The sequence below is a fragment of the Massilia sp. CF038 genome, from assembly GCF_900129765.1.
Classification (GTDB): Bacteria; Pseudomonadota; Gammaproteobacteria; order Burkholderiales; family Burkholderiaceae_D; genus Telluria_A.
The window spans coordinates 1,153,979-1,171,324 of record NZ_FQWU01000002.1 but is presented as its reverse complement, the minus strand read 5'-3'; the positions used below and the strand labels follow the sequence as shown (position 1 = coordinate 1,171,324).

The window sequence follows — 17,346 nt, the reverse complement described above, 5'->3', positions numbered from 1 at the left end:
GGCAGCTTTACAGCGGCACCGATTTCTGCAACTGCAGCACCAGGTCACGGCTGGCAAGCGCCGTGCCATTGGCCGACTTGAGCGCGCGCAGGCGGTGCGCGCAGACCGGTACCAGCACGGCTTGCACGTCTTCCGGCACCACGTGGTCGCGCCCTTCCAGTGCGGCCCAGGCGCGCGCCGCTTGCAGCAGGGCGATGGAAGCGCGCGGCGACAAGCCTTCGGCAAACAGGCCATTGTGGCGCGAGGCATGCGCCAGCGCCTGCACATAATCGATCAGCGCCGATGAGGTATGGATCTGGCGCAGCGCCTTTTGCGCCGCCGACAATTCTTCCGGCTGCATGGCAGCCGGCAGCGACTTGAGCATGCTGCGCCGGTCTTCACCCATCAGCAGGGCGCGTTCAGCAGCCGCGTCCGGGTAGCCCAGCGACAGGCACATCAAAAAGCGGTCCAGCTGCGACTCGGGCAGCGCGAACGTGCCCACCTGGTGCAGCGGATTCTGGGTCGCAATCACGAAAAACGGTTCCGGCAGGGCGCGCGTGACACCGTCGGCGGTAACCTGGCGCTCTTCCATCGCTTCAAGCAGGCCGGACTGGGTCTTGGGCGTGGCGCGGTTGATCTCGTCGGCCAGCAGTACCTGGGTAAAAATCGGACCAGGATGGAACACGAAACCATTTTTTTCGCGCTCGTAGATCGAGATCCCGGCCACGTCGGCGGGCAGCAGGTCGCTGGTAAATTGCACCCGGTTGAACTGCAGACCAAGCGAAATGGCAAGCGCATGCGCCAGCGTGGTCTTGCCCACACCGGGAACGTCTTCCACCAGCAAGTGGCCGCCGGCAAGCAGGCAGGTCAGGGCCTGGCGCACCTGGACATCCTTGCCTACGACGATCTGGCCTACCTGGTGCGCTACTGCATGCAATTTCTTGAACATGGATCTCTCGGTTTTCTCGATAAAGGGGAAACGGCCGCTGTCGGTGCGCAGGCGTGGTAGATTAACGCTATCGGCACACCACTTACCCGTCATCACGACACGTTCAAAGATTCTATGCGAGAACGGCGCATCCGGTGCAACATTGATGACGGTGCGACAGAAATCCAAGCATGAATACAGCAATATTTACCCATCCTGATTGCCGCCGGCACGACATGGGCGAGTGGCATCCCGAATCGCCCGCCCGCCTGCAAGCGATCGAAGACCAACTGATCCTGGCGCGTATGGACGGCCTGCTGGAGCGGCGCGAGGCGCCGCTGGCCGAGCTGCCTGCCATCCTGCGCAACCATACCGAGGAAGCGCTGGCCCTGGTGCGTGACAATACGCCCAAGACCGAAGGCGATCATTACCCGCTCGATGGCGACACCTTGCTGTGCGCGCACAGCTACCAGGCGGCCTTGCGCGCGGCCGGTGCGGCGCTGGCCGCGACCGATGCCGTCATTGCCGGCAGTATCGCCAACGCCTTTTGCGCCATCCGCCCGCCTGGCCATCACGCGCGCCCCAGCGAACCGATGGGATTCTGCCTGTTTAACAATGTCGCGATCGCGGCCCGCCACGCGCTTGACAGCCATGGCCTGGCGCGGGTTGCCATCATCGATTTCGACGTCCATCACGGCAACGGCACAGCCGACGCCTTCCGCGACGATCCGCGTGTGCTGATGGCCAGTTTTTACCAGCACCCCTTCTATCCTTACACCGAACCGGAACCGCGCACGGCCACCATGGTCAATGTGCCGGTGCCGGCGCGCAGCAAGGGCGACGTGGTGCGCGCCCTGATCGAAGAACACTGGCTGCCGGCGCTGGATGCGTTCGCGCCGCAAATGATCTTCATTTCAGCAGGCTTTGACGCCCATCGCGACGATGACATCGGCGGCATGGGCCTGGTGGAGGACGACTACGCCTGGATCACGAAACAAATAATGTCTGTTGCCCGCACCCATGCACAGGGCCGCATCGTCAGCTGCCTGGAAGGCGGCTACAACCTCTCCGCACTGGGCCGCAGCGTCGTGGCCCACCTCAAGGCGCTCGCCGAAATCGACTAATTCTCACGAAATGTAGCAATTAGTATACAAACTCTATTTTTTCACAATGCGCAATTGACATGCATATAGGGCAACGGTAGATTCATTGTTAACCGTTAGCACGGTCGTACTATTTTTTTCCCGCCGCTGTACCCACAAGGAGGAATAAATGAGTAGATTCATGCGCATGTTCGTCACGCTTTGCCTGGTTTCCCTGTCCGCCGCCAGCAGTATCGCCAGTGCGGCCAACTACACCTTGTGGATCAACGGCCGTACTGGCGGCGGCGTGGTTGGCGACTACGGCAGCTTCAGCTACTGGGGGCCGGCGTCCACCGCGGGCGGCGTCAATAAAAAAGCAGTGAACTGGGACGGCTACAACAGCATCGCCAGTCAGAACGACAAGATTCGCAATGCGCTGGACTGCTTTTGCACCGGCACCAACTGGTGCTACGTCGCCACCCACAGTGCCGGCGATCTGATGCTCGGCTACACCCTGGCCAATTACGGCGGCTCGAGCCGCATGAAAAAGAATGCGGTCGCTGGCAGCGGCGGCGTGTGCAGCAATTCCGACGGCACCGCCCAAACCGGCTGGAACATCAAATGGGTGCGCACCGCCTCTGGCGCGGCCGGCGGCACCGAGCTGGCCGATGCTGGCTCCTGGGCCCTGTCCGAGCCGCTCGTGAAGGACCTCAAGACCTCCACCGCGCGCGCCATGTACAACCATAGCAGCACACGCAGCGTGTGGTTCTACATGTATGCCGGTGCCAAGGGCACCGCGTATTCCGGCATCCTGCCCGGCCAGGACGACGAAGTGGTGGCCTACCATAGCACGGGCGGCGTGGCAGGCAGCTCGGGCGGTTCCTACTGCAACCCATCGGACTGGTTCTGCAACGATCTGACCATGGGCACGGCGGCCAACGAAGGCGGCTCGGCCAAGTGGGGCTACCACTCGGTGGTGTTCCGCGATGACGCAGAAGCCTACAACCACTACGCAGCAGGCAACTGGCAAGGCATTGTCGGCGTGGTGCGCAATGCGATGGTGAGCAGTGCCCTCTAAAGGCTGGTGGGCTGCCGGCGCCGTGATGGCGCTGGTGGCGGCAGGCCTCTGGTTCGGCGCCGGACCGGGCGAGCCAGGCGCCGTGCAGGCCGCGGCGCCGCTCGTGCCCGCGACGGCGCCACGCTTGTTGGCGCAGACCGGACAAGAGGCGCCCCTGTCGAGCGCCGCACGTGCGACGCGGCTGCAGGAACTCAAGCAGAATTTTGAACTGGTCGACCGCACTTATTGTGATTACGCGGCCAGCACCCGCTACCCCCATACCTCGCGCCCGCTGGCCGAAAACCCCGACCAGGTGTACCCCAACGCGCCGGTCACCGAGGCCAATCCGATGCGCACCGGCGGCCGAAACACGGATCCTTCGGTGCAGATCCAGAGCTCACAATCGCGCGTGTACATGGCCTCGGGCGAGCGGGTTGCCTTTTCCGTGCGCGCGGTCGATACCAAGGGGGCGCAGCTGCCCATGGTGATCACGCGTGCCGTCGCTGCCGGTATGACTGGACAAGGGCAGCGCGCCACCACCCAGGTGGCGCTGGCCTTTGCCGACGACGGCAGCGGCGCCGATGCGGTCAGTGGCGACGGCGCCTTTGGCGGCATTCTGGCGCCGGCGATGACCGGGCTGGCCAGCTTTAACGGCACCATCCGCACCGAAGTGCATTTCACGGTCAACGGCAAGGCCGGCTTCGTGCTGTTTGACGTGATTTACACGCCCGAACTGCCCGCGGTATGGAGCGGCGCACCGCGCGAAGGCCTGGAGGACGGCTCCCTGGTGTACTACCTCAAGGCCGACATTCGCACGGTCGGGCGCTATCTTGTGAGCGGACGGGTGGATGATGCCAGCGGCAAGCCGTTCGCGCTGGCGTCCTTCAACGAAGTACTGCCGGCCGGGCCGAACGAGATCAAGCTGACCGTGTTCGGCAAGCTGCTGCGCGATGCCAAACCGGCGCTGCCGCTGACCTTGCGCGATGTGGACGGCTTTCTGCTCAAGGAAAACGTGGACCCGGACCGGGCCCTCATGCCGCGCCTGGAAGGCAAGGTGCTCACCGGTTCCAAGCACCTGGCAGGCGATTTTTCGGACGCGGAATGGCAAAGCGAAGAGCGCACCCGCCATCTGGACGAATTTGCCAGGGATATCAGCCTGGCGCGCCGGGCCATGAGCGAGTTCGACCCCTCGCTGCCGGTGCTAAAAAGCGCCTGCCTGCCGTAGCCGCGTAAAATAGCGGCTTACGAGCGAAATTTGAAAGCACTGCATGTCGATACAATGGTACCCGGGCCACATGAACGCCGCCAAGAAGAAGGCGGCCGAACAGATGGAGAATACCGACCTGGTGATCGAGGTCCTGGACGCGCGCCTGCCCGAGGCGAGCTGCAACCCGATGGTGGAAGAACTGCGCCTGTTCCGCCAGCGTCCTTGCCTGAAAATCCTGAACAAGGTCGATCTGGCCGATCCTGCCGCCACCGCCGCCTGGAGCGCGTATTACAACGCCCAGGAAGGCGTGACCGCCTACGCCATGACCACCAAAAAGCCGGCCGATGTGGCGAAGATTCCCGACCTGTGCCAGTCGCTGGCGCCGCACCGCGGCGTGCCGACCAAGCCGCTGCGCATCATGATCATGGGGATTCCCAACGTTGGCAAATCGACGCTGATGAACGCGCTGCTGAAAAAGAAGGTCGCCAAGGTTGGCGACGAGCCGGCCGTGACCAAGATGCAGCAGAAGCTATACCTGGGCAAGAACATCATTCTGGTGGATACACCGGGCATGCTGTGGCCCAAGATCGCGCTGGCCAGCGATGGTCTGATGCTCGCTGCCAGCCACGCCATCGGCTCGAATGCGCTGATCGAAGAAGAAGTGGCGGTCTTCCTGGCCGAGACGCTGCTCGAGCGCTATCCGCAGCTTCTGACTGCCCGCTATGGTTTCAAGACCGAAGGTATGGACGGCATTGCCGTGGTTGAAGGCGTGGCCGCGCGGCGCGGTTTCCGCCAGAAGGGCGGCGACCTCGATTTCGAAAAAGCCTCGCATATCTTCCTGCAGGATTATCGTACCGGCACGCTGGGCCGCATCAGCCTGGAGACGCCCGAGTCGCGCGCCATCCGGCTGGCGCAGCATGAGGCCGAAGCCAAGGCCAAGGCCGAAAAAGCCGCCGCCATTGCCGCTGAAAAGGCCGCCAACTACGCGCGCGGCAAACGCGGGAGCTGAGCATGGCGCTGGTGTATTCGACCGAAACCGGGCGCACTTGCCCGGATTGCCGCAATGCGCTGGACCGCTGCAGCTGCAAGGCCAGGGCCGCAGGGCAAGCCCTGGGCGATGGCAACGTCAAGGTGACGCGTTCGACCAAAGGACGGGGCGGCAAGTGCGTGACCCTGGTGACTGGCCTGGCGATGGATGCGATGGCGCTGGCCGTGCTGGGCAAGCAGCTGCGCGCAGCGTGCGGCTCGGGCGGCACGGTAAAAGACGGCGTGATCGAAGTGCAGGGCGACCATTGCGAGAAGGTGATGGAAGCGTTGCAGAAGCAGGGTCTGAAACCAAAACGCGTGGGCGGGTGACGAAAAACCAACATCGTCCTCGCGAAGGCGGGGACCCATAGCGTGCTAAACGACTTCGGGGGCGTGGAATAGGTCCCCGCCTTCGCGAGGACGATGTAACTACACCTCAGCCGGTTCCCCAAACCGGAAACTCGACACCGCCAGACTCCCGAAAAAAAGATCTTCGTGATACACGCAGGCCGCTTGCTCCTGCTCGGCCGCGCCCAGCGCCACCATCAGCGGCATCAAATGCTCCTCGCGCGGATGCGCCATGCGTGCATGCGGCGCGCCATCCCAGTGCAGCAAGGCGGCACTGCGCTCGGCCGGTGTCAGACTGAGCAAAGTAAACTGCAGCCACGCGTCAAACGCATGCGAGGCCACGTTCCCGCCCGGTCCGAACTGGCGCAGGTTATGGTACGACAGCCCGCTGCCGATAATCAGCACACCCTCGCTACGCAGCGGCGCCAGCGTCCGTCCCATGGCCAGATGCGCCGCCGGATCGAAGCCGTGTTTCAGTGACATCTGCACCACCGGCACCGAGGCATCCGGAAACACCGGATACAGCATGGAGAAGGTCCCATGATCGAAGCCGCGTACCGGATCGAGCCCGGCGTCGAAGCCGGCCGCACGCAGCAAATCGGCTGCCTGCTGCGCCAGCGCCGGAGCGCCCGGCGCCTTGTACTGCACCTGATAGGTATGGGGTGGAAAGCCGCCGTAGTCGTACAGCATGGGCGGCGCGGCGCTGGCTGACAGGGTCGGCTCGGCTTCTTCCCAATGTGCGGTAATGACCAGTACGGCCTTTGGCTTGCCGCCAATCTGGCGCGGCATGTCGGCCAGCGCCGCTTCGAGCACATCGTAGGTGCTGCCGTATTGCTCTTTCATGAAGGGCCAGGGGCCGCCGCCATGCGAGACAAAATAGGTGGGAAGTCGGGCGTGCATGGCGGTGCTCCTGGGGTCGCGCGGGAGCACCGACTATACAATAATCAGCGTGCGTCCGCGCGCGCCAGCGCCATCAGGGCGAACAGGCGCGCCGTGCGCATCCAGCCCAGTACGGCCACCGCCAGTTGCACCAGCAGCAGCGCGCCGAGCAAACCGATGATACTCGCGCCCGAGACATTCAAACGCGCCACCGCCAGGCCCGCCGCCAGCGTCACACCCGCCACTGCGATCAGCGCATAGATGCCCAGCCCATGCAGTGGACGGCGCGCCAGCAGACGGCAGCCCGCCCACCAGGCCTTGACGGCCGAACTGCGGCGCCGTTCAATGGCCAGCTGGGCGCGCCCGGCATCGAGGCTGGCGTGTGCCAGCAGCACCAGCAGCGCCGTCAAACCCATGGCCAGCCAGCGCCACAGCTGCCCATCGGCCGCCGTGATGGCATCGCTGGCGTGGCTGGCAGCGGCGTCCATGGCCATGCCACCGAGCGCTGCGGCCAGGCCCAGCGGCACCACTGACCACACCAGCATGCGCAGCATGCGCAGGTAGCCGGCCACGGCGCCGCCCACCAGTTCGCGGAAACCCGCAGTGCCATCGGCACGGGCCGCGCTTGCTGCCATGGCGCTGAGCAGGGGCGCCAGCAATAGCGTGACGATCAGTCCGATCACACCGGCGACGCTGAATGCCATGGCGTTTTTGCCATGCAGGGACATCAGATCGGTCATGGTCAGCATGTCGAGCTGTTGCGCGAGCGCCTTGGCGTGCACCGAATGATCGAGCGCGTTGCCCAGCACAGCCCACGCTGGCACGGTGAGAATCGCAACCGGGATCAGCATCAGCAGTACCCACAGCAGCAGCAGGCGCCATTGCAGGGCTGCGCGTGCGGCGCGCAGCAGAACGGGAAAGGAGAGGGCGGGTGTCTGGTTCATCATACCGAAGCAATCAGGGAAAGTAGGAAAGTGACGACGGCGCTGAAGTCGCCGGTCCAGCGGCGCGAGGCGCTGCCGTCCGCTTCCAGCGTGCGGCTGTCATCGAGCTTGTTGACGTCAAGGTAGTGGCGGCGCTGCGGGTCCAGCTCGACCGACACGGCCTTGACAGGCTTGACCCAGACCAGGCGCTTCCAGCGCGCCTGGTCGTCCCAGGTGGCCGTTTCGGTACTGCCATCGGCAAACTTGACCAGCACCGTCTGCGGCACCGCCACGCCGCGCCGGCGCAGCGTGACGCTGGTGCGGAAGGCATAGGGGCCGCTGCCCTTGGCTGCTTTTGGGTTGGCTTTGGACCAGGCCTCGCGTTCGCGCTCAATGCGCGCCTCGAGCTTGTCACTGTTTTCTTCAATCCAGCTGCCTTTGACTTCGTGCGAGCCCGCTTGCGGCAGTACTTCGGTGCTTGAAAACGCATCCACCCGGTCATCCACCTTGCCCGTGGCGTAGACCTGCTGGGCGAACACGGCTTCCACGTCGGCGCGGCGCCCGCTCACTTCGGCCAGCGTTTCGCGCAGGTCGGCAACGCTGGGGTGGCGGAACTTCCAGCGCTTGTAGTATTCCTTGAAGGCGCGTTCAGTCGCCTCGGTGCCGATGCGCTGTTCCAGGTCACGCATGACGGTGGCGCCGCGCGCATACACCGGGCCAATCCCCTGCAGCCGGTCCCACGCATTGGCGCCGAGCGGATCGGCTGGTTCTTCGCGCGGCGAACCTGCGCGCTCGCCGTCAAAACCATTGACCCTCGGGTTAAAGCCGATCGTCTTCAGAAGCGGTGTGCCAAGGTACACGTTCTCGTTCAGCGCGCGCAGCATGCGGTGGTTCCAGTACTCGTTCAAGCCTTCGTCGAGCAGCGGTTCCTCGAATTCATTCGAAGCCAGGATGCCGTAGAAATAACCGTGGCCAAATTCGTGGATGGTGGTCATGCGCAGTTCAAAGGCCTCGACCGTATCTGGCTCGACCCGCTCCAGACCGATACTGGTAAAGAAGGTCGGGTATTCCATGCCGGCCGCCTCGCCCGCATTGTGTGGCGGGATCACCACCGTGAGCGTCTTGTACGGATAGGGGCCGAGCGTGTTCGAAAAATAGCTGAGCGAGTCCTTCGCGGCCTTGAGGGCAGGCGCCGCGCTGGCAGCCATATCGGGCGGGTACAACACTGAAATAGCCACTGGTGGACTGCCCGCACCGGTCCAGCTGTCCTTCAGTGGTGGTGCTGTGCGATTGTCGGCAGTCCAGGCAAAATCGTGGACATCGCCCTGCACATAGTGGTGGGTCAGCATCCCGTCTTTTTCCAGCGGGGCGCCCTGGGCTTCACCAGTGGCGCCCACCACGTAGCCCTTGGGCACAGTCAGGCGCACATCGAAGTTGCCAAAGTCGGCGTAGAACTCGGCCTGCTGATGGAATTCGTGCGCGTTCCAGCGCGGCGCCGTCGCGCCCCGTTCTCCGGCCAGTTCGAGCACGGCGATTTTTGGAAACCACTGGGCCACCAGGTGGAAACTGCCAAAGTAACCGGTGCGCGCCACCAGGCGTGGCAGCTGGGTGACAAAGTCAATGTCCAGCGTGGTCGAGGCGCCAGCGGCCACCGGCGCCGGCAGATCAAAACGCATGACGGTATGGTCGGTGGCGGGACCGTTGTCGGGCTGGACAAACGCAGTGCCTACCTTGACGCCGCCCTGGGTCACGCTGCGTAGCGCAATATGGCCCCACTCGCCGTCGCGTTGCTCGCCGTCGCCGCGAAAGCCCGAGCTGCTGTTGCGCCCCTCGGTATAAAACGTGCTGCCACGTCCTTCGAAGGCGTTCATGTACATATGCACGTAGACGCTGCGCGCCGCCACGTCGCTGCGGTTGCGCCAGGTGAGCTTCTGGCGGCCGCTGACGGTATGCTTGACCGGGTCGAGCGTGGCATCGATGTCGTAGTTGACGACCCGGTCCGACAGGGTCGCTTCCAGCCCGGTGCGGGCACCGCCCCACGCGCCAGCGGCGCTGGGCACGTGCACGGCGCCGGCGTCGGCGCGGGCCAGGGGAATGCCGCCGTCGATCGCCGGCAGGGGTACCGGCACAATCGTCACCTGGGCGTGAATGTGGGCGTGAAAGGCGGCGCCTGCGGCCAGCAGCGCGGCCAGCGCAGTGGCAAGGATGGAACGGGTGCGGCTCATGGCCATGCGTGACTCCTGAAGGCGATGTTTGGGTGCGAAGTACTATATCGGCAAGGGTGGTAAAAAGCCAATAAATGCGACAGGACAGCCGAAGCGGCGCCTGAAATCGCCTCTGGCCGTGGTGGGCACGGGATGGCAGGCTTATAATGACCGCGTTTTGGTGCCCGCTGGCGTGATCACGCCGGCAGTTAAACGGGAAACACTTTGTGTGCTGCCCCCGCAACGGTACGCAGGCGCCGCCTGGTCAGGCGGCCGGCCTTCTCCAGACCACTGTGCATGGCGCAGGAAGGTGAGATGGTTTGTCCTGCCAGCCCGGATACCGGCCAAAGCAGGTGGAAGCGGCCCGCACTGGCACGCCTTCCGTTGAACCGGGCTTGCGGGGACGCCGGCCCGGTGCCAGATCCATGTAAAGAGTCCAATGACGCATTCCCTTATCCGCCGCGCCCCCGCGCTCAAGCCGCTCGCCGTAGCTGCCTGCCTGTCCTTGTGCGCCATCACGGCCCAGGCCGACGAACAGGTCCTGCCCGAAGTGACCATCACGGGGGCCCGCTTCGCCAGCGATCCTGCGCTGGCGCCAGTCGGTGCCATCGTCATCAGCGCGGCCGAGATCCGCAATGCGGGCGTGGCCGATGTGAACCAGGCCATTCGCAAGATCGGTGGCGTGTATGGCCGCCAGGGGCTGGATGGTTCGCCCGAATTTGCGCTTGATCTGCGCGGCTTTGGCGCCAACAGTGGCCAGAACATGGTGCTGATGGTCGACGGCGTGCGTTTGTCCGAAAATGACTTGGGCAGCACCATCTTGTCCACCATCCCGATCGATACGATCGAACGTATCGAAATCGTGCGCGGCGGCGCCAGCGTGCTGTATGGCGACGGGGCCACCGGCGGTGTGATCCAGATCATCACCAAACGCGCCGCCAGCGCCGAGCTGCACGGCAGCCTGCGGGCCGAAGCAGGGCAGTTCGGGCTGGCCGACGTCCGCGCCTCGCTGGCGCGCGCATTTGGCGCGCTCGCCCTGGACGCCGCGTTTGGCCGTCAACGCACCGACAACTACCGCGCGCACAGCGATTTCGACCAGACCACCTTCAGCGGCGGCGCCGTGTGGCGCTACAGCGATCTTGGCCGGGCTGGCGTGCGGGTCGACAGCGCGCGCCAGGATGCCCAGCTTGCTGGTTCGCTGACAGGCGAGCAGTTCGCTGCCGATCCGCGCCAGGCCAGTACACCGAAGGATGTGGGCGCACTGCGCTCGGACCGGGTCAGCGCCTTTGTCGAGCAGCGGGTCGGCGCCTTTGATCTGGCGGCCGAACTGGCCCACCGGCGCAAGGTGACGGAGTCGACCTACTTCTTTTCCGACATTGGCTCGCTGCTGCGCTACACCAGTGAGCAAGACCAGTTTTCGCCGCGTCTGCGCCACCTGGCCGAGATGGGCGGTGTGCTCAACGAGCTGGTGGCCGGAGTCGACCTGGGTCGCTGGGACCGCATCACCACCACCGTGTTTGGCAGCGGCTCCCAGGTGCGGCAAAAGTCGCGTGCCATTTATCTGCGCGACGAACTGAAGTTCCCCGCCGCGCGGAACACGCGCCTGGCCGCCGGTGTGCGCCACGAGCGCATTGATAAGGAGGTCCACGACGCCTTGGGATTCGAGCAGCCTGGCAGCAGGCAGTCGCAAAACGCCTGGGAACTGCAGGGCAGTGTGGATGTTGCGCCCAAGGTCAATTTGTTCCTGAAGACGGGCCAGAGCTTCCGGGTGCCCAATGCCGATGAAAACGGCTATCGCGCCAGCCTGGCCGTGCTCAAGATCCAGACCTCGCGCGACCTGGAACTGGGCGCGGTCCTGGGCGACACGACGCTGGGCCTGAGCGCGCGCGTCTTCCGCCATGCGCTGAACGACGAAATTTTCTACGACCCGACCATCGACGGCTTTGGCGCCAACACCAATCTGGACCCGACCGAACGGCGCGGCCTTGAACTCGATGGCCACGCACAGCTGGACAACAGTGTGCGTCTGAGCGCCCACCTGCAGCACGTGAACGCGCGCTTTACCGCGGGCCCGAACGATGGCCGCAGCATGGTGCTGGTACCGAAAAACGTGGCCACCCTGCGCCTGTCATGGCTGCCCGGGTCCGGCCACAGCGCCGATGTGGGCGTCCAGTGGGTCGACCGGCAGCGTGACGGCGGCGACTTTGCCAACAGCTGCACCACGCCGATTGCCGCCTACACCACGCTGGACGCGCGCTATGCGCGCCAACTGGGCGCGTGGGAGTTTGCCGTGGCGGGCCAGAACCTGGCCAACCGCCAGTACACCAGCAACGCGTTTGCCTGCAACAGCGCGATCTACCCGAGCGACGGACGCCAGATCAAGGCGTCGGTGCGCTACGCGTTCTGATCATGTGGCGCCAACTTGCAAGCCTGCTGCTGGCACTGGCGGGCACGCCAGCGCTGGCTGCCATCAGCGTGCTCGATGACAGCGGCAACAAGGTCACGCTGGCGCAGCCGGCGCAGCGCATCATCTCGATGTCGCCCCATGTGACGGAGCTGCTGTTTGCCGCTGGGGGCGGCGCGCGCGTGGTGGGGGTGATGAACTACAGCGACTATCCCGAAGCAGCCAGGCAGATTGCCCAGGTGGGCAGCAACGCGTCGCTCGACATGGAACGTCTGGCCGCGCTCAAACCCGATCTGCTGGTGGTCTGGCAAAGCGGGAATACGGCGCGCCAGCTGGAGCAGTTGCGCCAGCTGGGCATTCCCATGTTCTACAGCGAACCGCAGCAGATGGAGCAAATCGCCAGCAGCGTCGAACGGCTGGGTCAACTGATGGGCACAGAAGCGGTGGCGCGCCCCGCGGCAGGCGTGTTTCGGGCCAAGGTGGCGGCGCTGGCCGCGCGCTATGGCAAGCGGCCACCGGTGCGCATGTTTTACCAGATCTGGGACAAGCCGCTGTACACCCTGAACGGCAAGCAGATCGTCAGCGACGCAGTGCGCCTGTGTGGTGGCGAGAATGTGTTTGCCAGTTTGCCGGTCAAGGCGCCCGAAGTGAGCGTGGAAGCGGTCATTGGTGCCGACCCCGAAGCCATCTTTGGCGGCGCCGGCGACGAGCTGGCAGGCAGTGGCTTGCAGATCTGGAAACCCTATAAAAGCATGCTCGCGGTCCGGCGCGGCAACCTGTTTTCGCTCTCGGGCGGCTTGCTGGCGCGGGCAGGCCCGCGCATGGTCGATGGCGCCGCCGAATTATGCGAAAAACTGGAACTGGCACGTCAACGGCGCCCGTAACCCTGCGTTACAGGGGTAAGCAATTGCAAAAAAGGGCGGTTGGCCCATGGTCGACCGCAAAAAAGTGGTAATCTCGCGATCGTTCGCTCAACCAATCAACAAGGATAAGTATGCGTTTCCTCCGTCTTGCTGTCGCCGCCGCCGCGCTGATCGCCACCAATGCCTTTGCCAGCCCTGCCGAACCGAAAAACGGTGCTGAATACACCACGCTGACCGCGCCTCAGGCCACCCAGGCCGTCGGCAACAAGGTCGAAGTACTGGAGTTTTTCGCCTATCATTGCCCGCATTGCTACGTGATCGAATCCGATACCGCTGCCTGGATCAAAAAACAGGGTAGCAACATCCATTTCCGCCGCATTGCCTATCCGTTCCAGGGGCCGTCGGATCCGGAAACCCATTTGTTCCTCACGCTCGAAGCGATGGGCAAGGCTGACGAAGTGAGCCCGAAGGTGTTCCGCGCCATGCACGTCGAGCGCCAGCGCCTGATCAAGGACGATGCCATCCTGGAATGGGTCAAGAAGAGCAGCGGTCTGGACAATGCCAAATTCCTCGAAGCCTGGAATTCCTTCGGTGTGTTGACTAAACTGAAGCAGATGCCAAAGATCGTCAATTTGTACGGCATCAACGGCACGCCGACCTTCGTGGTCGATGGTAAATACGTGACCTCGCCCAGCATTGTGGGCGCGGCCAATCCGGCCATTGGCGAGCAAGCCGTTGCCGTGACCATGAGCACGCTTGATTTCCTGGTCGCCAAGGCAGCCAAGGAAAAAGCACCGGCAGCGCCCGTGGCCGCCCCGGCGCCGGCCGCGCCTGCTGCCAAGACTGCAAAGACCGTGAAGAAATGAGTGAAGAAGCAGAAGCCAAGTTACTGAAGATCTACGACGGGTCGCTTCCGGTGGAAGACGACCTGTTCGAGACCACGCGTGTGAATCAAGTGGCGTGGACGCTGGTGGTCTTGCTGGCCGGACTGGTGCTGTGGCTGGCGATTTCCCTGATCAACGCGGAAAATCAGCGCAACGCGCTGATGACGCGCCAGTGCGAAGACCCCGTGTTCAAGGGTGAAGTCGACCTGGTCTGTCTGCAAGTGGCATCGTCGCGGCCCCATTGGTGGCAGCACCTGTGGTACGGCATGGCGCATTTGTCGCCCGAAGCGCCGCCCAAGGCGCCGGTGGCGCCGCGCAAGGTATCAAGGTAAGGTAATCACGAAGCGTGCGCCGCCCAGCGGCGACGCTTCGATCCGGATCGAGCCCTGGTGCAGGGCGATCGCCTTGCTGGCAATGGACAAGCCCAGGCCAAAGCCGCCAGTGGCGCGGTCGCGGCTGCGGTCGAGCCGGTAGAACGGTTCAAACACGCGCGCCCGCTCGGCTTCCGGAATGCCCGGGCCATCATCGTCCACCATGATTTCCAGGGCCGCGGCACGGCGCGCCGACAAGCGAATTTCCTTGTTCCCGTATTTTTGCGCGTTGCGCAGCAAATTGCCAATGGCGCGCGCCAGCAGGCGCTGATCGGCCTCGACCGTGCCGATCGCGGCCGGCACGTCCAGCGCCACCGCGCACGGCCCTGGTGGCAAGGCAGCGGCACATTGCTGCAGCGCTTGCGCCAGGTCGAGCGGGGCCGTGCGCAGGGCCTGGCCACTCTCCATCCGCGTCATGCTCAGCAGTTCGTTGACCAGGCCGTTCAGCTCGGCCAGATCGCCTTCCATCGCTGCAATGCGCTGCTCCAGGGCCGGATCGGCGGCCGCTGCGCGCAGCAATTCCAGCGCGAATTCCAGGCGCGCGATCGGGGTACGCAATTCATGCGACACCGAATGAAGCAGATTGCGCTGGGCTTCCAGCAAGCTTTCAATTCTGCCCGCCATATGATTCATGCGTTCGGCCAGGGGATAGATGCTGGCCGACTTGGGCATGTTGGCGCGCGCTGCCAGCTGGCCGGCGCCGACCTGGTCGGCCACGCTGGCCAGGCGCTGCAGGCCGGTCCAGTGCGAGCGCGACCACAGTGCAATGGGAATAAGCAGGGCCAGCGCCACGATCACGTACCGCACCGCTTCCATTTTGAGTGCCAGGCCAATGTCGATGGGCAGGTCGCGCGCCAGGATCACTTCATCGGCGCTGCCCACGTAATAGTTGCCGTACAAATCCACCCGGCGGAAGAAGGCCTTGTTGGCCACGTCGAGCACCACTTCCCCGCGCTTGAGCCGGTCGTGCTGCGAGGCGGGCAGGCCGGCATACGCATTGGCCAGCGGAATAAGGTCGATATGAATGTCCGACACCTCGCGCACCTTGTTCAGGCGCACCAGCCACTCATCGGTGGGGGCCTTGTCGACATATTGCTCGATCAGAAAGATCTGCGCTTCGGCCTGGCGCCGCGCAATATCGTCCAGCGGGTCGCCGAACAGGCGGCTGATGGCGAAATACACCACAAAGGTCGCCACCGTGATCGACAGCATGACCAGCACGAAGAAGCGGAAAAAGATCCGGTTCATGCCGTCCCGCCTTGTGCCTGCCGTCTGCGCCCTGTTGCCAAAACCATATAGCCTCCTGCGTCGCATTGTATGCGAGCAAAGATGGGCGTGGGGGAATTACAAATTCGCGACAATTGGCCGACATTGCGAGGAGGAAAAAATGATGTGAGCCGCATACGATGCAGGTATCGGTTTCCGTTTGCCCACCGATGCTTGCGTGTCGTGGGCTTTTTTTATTCGCTGGAAGCCTGGCCTATGCCGTTCAGTCTGTCGCGCGCCCCTCGCGGACGGCTATTTTCGTCGCATTGGCCCGGCTGGAATAGGGGTGTCAGGGCGGCAAGGTAAAATGCTTGCCAACCTGACTCCCGACCATACAGATGAAAACGTTTTTTGCCTTCTTTCTGAGCTGTGCCAGCGCAGCTGCGGCGGCTCAGACGCCCACCACCAACCCCATGCCCGACGGTAGCTTTGACCGATACATCGGCGTGGGCGTGGTCGCGGCACAGGCATATCAGGGAGCAGGCGAGCGTCGGGTACGGGCCCGTCCCTTACTGCAATTCGAAACCAGTCAGGGTATTTTTATTTCCGGCATGAGTGCCGGCATGCACTTGTCCAAGCAGCGCGCGTGGGAGTATGGCCCCTTGCTGGCGATTGATCCTGGCCGCGACGCTGGCGGCGTCAACAATGGTGCCGACGGGGTGGGCAGCAGCGCCGGCGCGATTGGCGACACCGTCTACGGCTTTGGCGTGCGCCAGATCAGTGGCATCGCGCCCGAGGCCGAAACCGACCTCAGCGCAAATCCTTTGGCCGGACTGGCCGAAATCAAGCCGCGCCTGCAAGGTGGGGTCTTCCTGAATTACTATCTCAGCCCGGATGTGCGCCTGGTCAGCACCTTGCTGTACGGCGCCGGCAACGATCACAATGGCTTGATCGCCAACATGGGCGTGCAGCGCACGGCCATCGAACTGGCGCCGCACCATCGGCTGACGCTGAGCGCCGGTGTGACGCTGGTCAACGGCGCCCACAACCGCAGCTTTTTCGGCATCAACGACGACGATGCACTGGCCAGCGGCTTTGCCCCATACGCGCCACGGGGCGGCGTGCGCGACGCCTGGCTCGGTGCCGGCTGGAACTGGTCGCTGTCGCCCGCCTGGGTCCTGGCCAGCGGCGCGCGCCTGACCCTGCTCAAGGGCGACGCGCGTCACAGCCCGCTGGTACAGCGCGCTGCCGGCTTTACCGTGCATACTGGCCTGGCTTACCGATTCTGATATGTTGAACTTACGCCATCCTTCCTTGTTGCTTGCACTGCTGTTCACGGCCGCCAGTGCCATGGGCCAGTCGAACGACGTGGCATGGATGAGCTATCGTGACGTCTACCGCACCATGGTGCAGTTCGACAAATACGGCAAACCAAAGCACCTGATACAGCAGCATCTGCAAGTGGTCGGCCGCGACAAGAACGCGTCGCCTGAAGGATTGCAGCTGACCTTGCAAGGCAAGACCATGCGCCAGAATCTGCCGCTGGATGCCACCGGCCGCGCCGTATTCCCGGTGCGCAAGGCCGCGTATGACGAAAACGCCTCGCTCCTGCTGAACCGCCCTGCCGGCCAATACCAGTTCCGCGCGCGCATCTCGATCGTGATTCGGCCCGACGGCGTGTACGATAGCGCCGACCTGCGCGCCGCGTGTGAGCAGGCGCTTGCTTACCAGCGCTACGTTGATATCACCCTGCGCGCCAGCAAGTGCCGCGGCGTGCGCTTTGTGTTCAGCAAGGAATTGATCGAACCGGGCGTGCGTCTGCGCAAGGGCGAGGCGCCCACCTTGCCGCCTGGGGAAGGGCCAGCCTTCCAGGGCGATCCGTACGAAGGCTTCCGTGTGGTGCCGTATGCGTTTGGGGATGGCAAGGAGCAGGTGGTCACCCAGAACGTGCCACTGGCTATTACGCCAGTGTTTGAGTGAGTGCA

General features: G+C 64.0%; 16 protein-coding genes and 1 riboswitch. Of the genes, 11 read left to right on the top strand and 5 right to left on the bottom strand.

The window, feature by feature from the left end; translation table 11 throughout:
* Nucleotides 1-7 precede the first annotated feature (7 nt).
* Nucleotides 8-928, bottom strand: coding sequence for an AAA family ATPase (locus BUC24_RS15640; RefSeq protein ID WP_073218061.1), 921 nt, complete (start codon nucleotides 926-928; stop codon nucleotides 8-10).
* A 170-nt stretch (nucleotides 929-1,098) separates the two neighbouring features.
* Between BUC24_RS15640 and BUC24_RS15635 the strand changes: the two genes are divergently transcribed.
* From BUC24_RS15635 to BUC24_RS15615, 5 genes are all read left to right on the top strand, one after another.
* Entirely contained in the window at nucleotides 1,099-2,031 is a 933-nt protein-coding gene (locus BUC24_RS15635) for a histone deacetylase family protein (protein ID WP_073218059.1), read from the top strand.
* Between the two features lie 148 nt (nucleotides 2,032-2,179).
* Complete coding sequence (locus BUC24_RS15630) at nucleotides 2,180-3,067, top strand: hypothetical protein (protein WP_218606510.1); 888 nt, start codon at nucleotides 2,180-2,182, stop codon at nucleotides 3,065-3,067.
* Entirely contained in the window at nucleotides 3,057-4,271 is a 1,215-nt protein-coding gene (locus BUC24_RS15625) for a hypothetical protein (RefSeq protein WP_073218052.1), read from the top strand. Before BUC24_RS15630 ends, BUC24_RS15625 begins: the two co-directional genes overlap by 11 nt.
* Nucleotides 4,272-4,314: 43 nt before the next feature.
* Complete coding sequence (ylqF, locus tag BUC24_RS15620; protein WP_073218049.1) at nucleotides 4,315-5,262, top strand: ribosome biogenesis GTPase YlqF; 948 nt, start codon at nucleotides 4,315-4,317, stop codon at nucleotides 5,260-5,262.
* A gap of 2 nt (nucleotides 5,263-5,264) precedes the next feature.
* Complete coding sequence (locus tag BUC24_RS15615) at nucleotides 5,265-5,609, top strand: SUI1 family translation initiation factor (protein WP_073218046.1); 345 nt, start codon at nucleotides 5,265-5,267, stop codon at nucleotides 5,607-5,609.
* 99 nt (nucleotides 5,610-5,708) lie between these two features.
* On the opposite strand, the gene BUC24_RS15610 is transcribed toward BUC24_RS15615, so the two are convergent.
* The 3 genes from BUC24_RS15610 to BUC24_RS15600 are packed head-to-tail and all read right to left on the bottom strand — an operon-like array spanning nucleotide 5,709 to nucleotide 9,660.
* Nucleotides 5,709-6,527 (bottom strand): DODA-type extradiol aromatic ring-opening family dioxygenase, encoded by an 819-nt coding sequence (locus tag BUC24_RS15610; RefSeq protein ID WP_073218043.1) that lies wholly within the window; start codon nucleotides 6,525-6,527, stop codon nucleotides 5,709-5,711.
* A gap of 44 nt (nucleotides 6,528-6,571) precedes the next feature.
* Nucleotides 6,572-7,453 carry a hypothetical protein gene (locus tag BUC24_RS15605; RefSeq protein ID WP_073218040.1) on the bottom strand — a complete coding sequence of 294 codons (882 nt, stop codon included), beginning with the start codon at nucleotides 7,451-7,453 and terminating at the stop codon, nucleotides 6,572-6,574.
* Entirely contained in the window at nucleotides 7,450-9,660 is a 2,211-nt protein-coding gene (locus tag BUC24_RS15600; protein ID WP_073218037.1) for a M1 family metallopeptidase, read from the bottom strand. Before BUC24_RS15600 ends, BUC24_RS15605 begins: the two co-directional genes overlap by 4 nt.
* A gap of 135 nt (nucleotides 9,661-9,795) precedes the next feature.
* A riboswitch (cobalamin riboswitch) is annotated at nucleotides 9,796-9,997 on the top strand.
* Nucleotides 9,998-10,072: 75 nt separating this feature from the next.
* Between BUC24_RS15600 and BUC24_RS15595 the strand changes: the two genes are divergently transcribed.
* From BUC24_RS15595 to BUC24_RS15580, 4 genes are all read left to right on the top strand, one after another.
* Nucleotides 10,073-12,040 (top strand): TonB-dependent receptor family protein, encoded by a 1,968-nt coding sequence (locus tag BUC24_RS15595; protein ID WP_073218035.1) that lies wholly within the window; start codon nucleotides 10,073-10,075, stop codon nucleotides 12,038-12,040.
* 2 nt (nucleotides 12,041-12,042) lie between these two features.
* Nucleotides 12,043-12,921, top strand: a complete 879-nt coding sequence (locus tag BUC24_RS15590; RefSeq protein WP_073218032.1) for a cobalamin-binding protein — start codon at nucleotides 12,043-12,045, stop codon at nucleotides 12,919-12,921.
* A 110-nt stretch (nucleotides 12,922-13,031) separates the two neighbouring features.
* Nucleotides 13,032-13,766 carry a thiol:disulfide interchange protein DsbA/DsbL gene (locus BUC24_RS15585; RefSeq protein WP_073218029.1) on the top strand — a complete coding sequence of 245 codons (735 nt, stop codon included), beginning with the start codon at nucleotides 13,032-13,034 and terminating at the stop codon, nucleotides 13,764-13,766.
* The gene (locus tag BUC24_RS15580) at nucleotides 13,763-14,116 is read left to right on the top strand and encodes a hypothetical protein (RefSeq protein ID WP_073218026.1); all 354 of its coding nucleotides are present in this window, start codon (nucleotides 13,763-13,765) and stop codon (nucleotides 14,114-14,116) included. Before BUC24_RS15585 ends, BUC24_RS15580 begins: the two co-directional genes overlap by 4 nt.
* Here the strand turns inward: BUC24_RS15580 and BUC24_RS15575 are convergent.
* Nucleotides 14,108-15,403 carry an ATP-binding protein gene (locus BUC24_RS15575; protein ID WP_073218023.1) on the bottom strand — a complete coding sequence of 432 codons (1,296 nt, stop codon included), beginning with the start codon at nucleotides 15,401-15,403 and terminating at the stop codon, nucleotides 14,108-14,110. The genes BUC24_RS15580 and BUC24_RS15575 overlap by 9 nt on opposite strands.
* Nucleotides 15,404-15,759: 356 nt before the next feature.
* Here BUC24_RS15575 and BUC24_RS15570 point away from each other — a divergent pair, with 356 nt between their 5' ends.
* The gene (locus BUC24_RS15570; RefSeq protein WP_073218020.1) at nucleotides 15,760-16,650 is read left to right on the top strand and encodes a MipA/OmpV family protein; all 891 of its coding nucleotides are present in this window, start codon (nucleotides 15,760-15,762) and stop codon (nucleotides 16,648-16,650) included.
* Nucleotide 16,651: 1 nt separating this feature from the next.
* Nucleotides 16,652-17,341 carry a hypothetical protein gene (locus BUC24_RS15565; protein ID WP_073218016.1) on the top strand — a complete coding sequence of 230 codons (690 nt, stop codon included), beginning with the start codon at nucleotides 16,652-16,654 and terminating at the stop codon, nucleotides 17,339-17,341.
* Nucleotides 17,342-17,346: the final 5 nt, after the last annotated feature.

Coding starts and splice junctions, on each gene's coding strand:
- BUC24_RS15580 (WP_073218026.1), top strand. CDS start 13,763: ATGAGTGAAGAAGCAGAAGCCAAGTTACTGAAGATCTACGACGGGTCG.
- BUC24_RS15630 (WP_218606510.1), top strand. CDS start 2,180: ATGAGTAGATTCATGCGCATGTTCGTCACGCTTTGCCTGGTTTCCCTG.
- BUC24_RS15610 (WP_073218043.1), bottom strand. CDS start 6,527: ATGCACGCCCGACTTCCCACCTATTTTGTCTCGCATGGCGGCGGCCCC.
- BUC24_RS15585 (WP_073218029.1), top strand. CDS start 13,032: ATGCGTTTCCTCCGTCTTGCTGTCGCCGCCGCCGCGCTGATCGCCACC.
- BUC24_RS15570 (WP_073218020.1), top strand. CDS start 15,760: ATGAAAACGTTTTTTGCCTTCTTTCTGAGCTGTGCCAGCGCAGCTGCG.
- BUC24_RS15590 (WP_073218032.1), top strand. CDS start 12,043: ATGTGGCGCCAACTTGCAAGCCTGCTGCTGGCACTGGCGGGCACGCCA.
- BUC24_RS15615 (WP_073218046.1), top strand. CDS start 5,265: ATGGCGCTGGTGTATTCGACCGAAACCGGGCGCACTTGCCCGGATTGC.
- BUC24_RS15565 (WP_073218016.1), top strand. CDS start 16,652: ATGTTGAACTTACGCCATCCTTCCTTGTTGCTTGCACTGCTGTTCACG.
- BUC24_RS15635 (WP_073218059.1), top strand. CDS start 1,099: ATGAATACAGCAATATTTACCCATCCTGATTGCCGCCGGCACGACATG.
- BUC24_RS15600 (WP_073218037.1), bottom strand. CDS start 9,660: ATGGCCATGAGCCGCACCCGTTCCATCCTTGCCACTGCGCTGGCCGCG.
- BUC24_RS15640 (WP_073218061.1), bottom strand. CDS start 928: ATGTTCAAGAAATTGCATGCAGTAGCGCACCAGGTAGGCCAGATCGTC.
- BUC24_RS15595 (WP_073218035.1), top strand. CDS start 10,073: ATGACGCATTCCCTTATCCGCCGCGCCCCCGCGCTCAAGCCGCTCGCC.
- BUC24_RS15605 (WP_073218040.1), bottom strand. CDS start 7,453: ATGATGAACCAGACACCCGCCCTCTCCTTTCCCGTTCTGCTGCGCGCC.
- ylqF (WP_073218049.1), top strand. CDS start 4,315: ATGTCGATACAATGGTACCCGGGCCACATGAACGCCGCCAAGAAGAAG.
- BUC24_RS15575 (WP_073218023.1), bottom strand. CDS start 15,403: ATGAACCGGATCTTTTTCCGCTTCTTCGTGCTGGTCATGCTGTCGATC.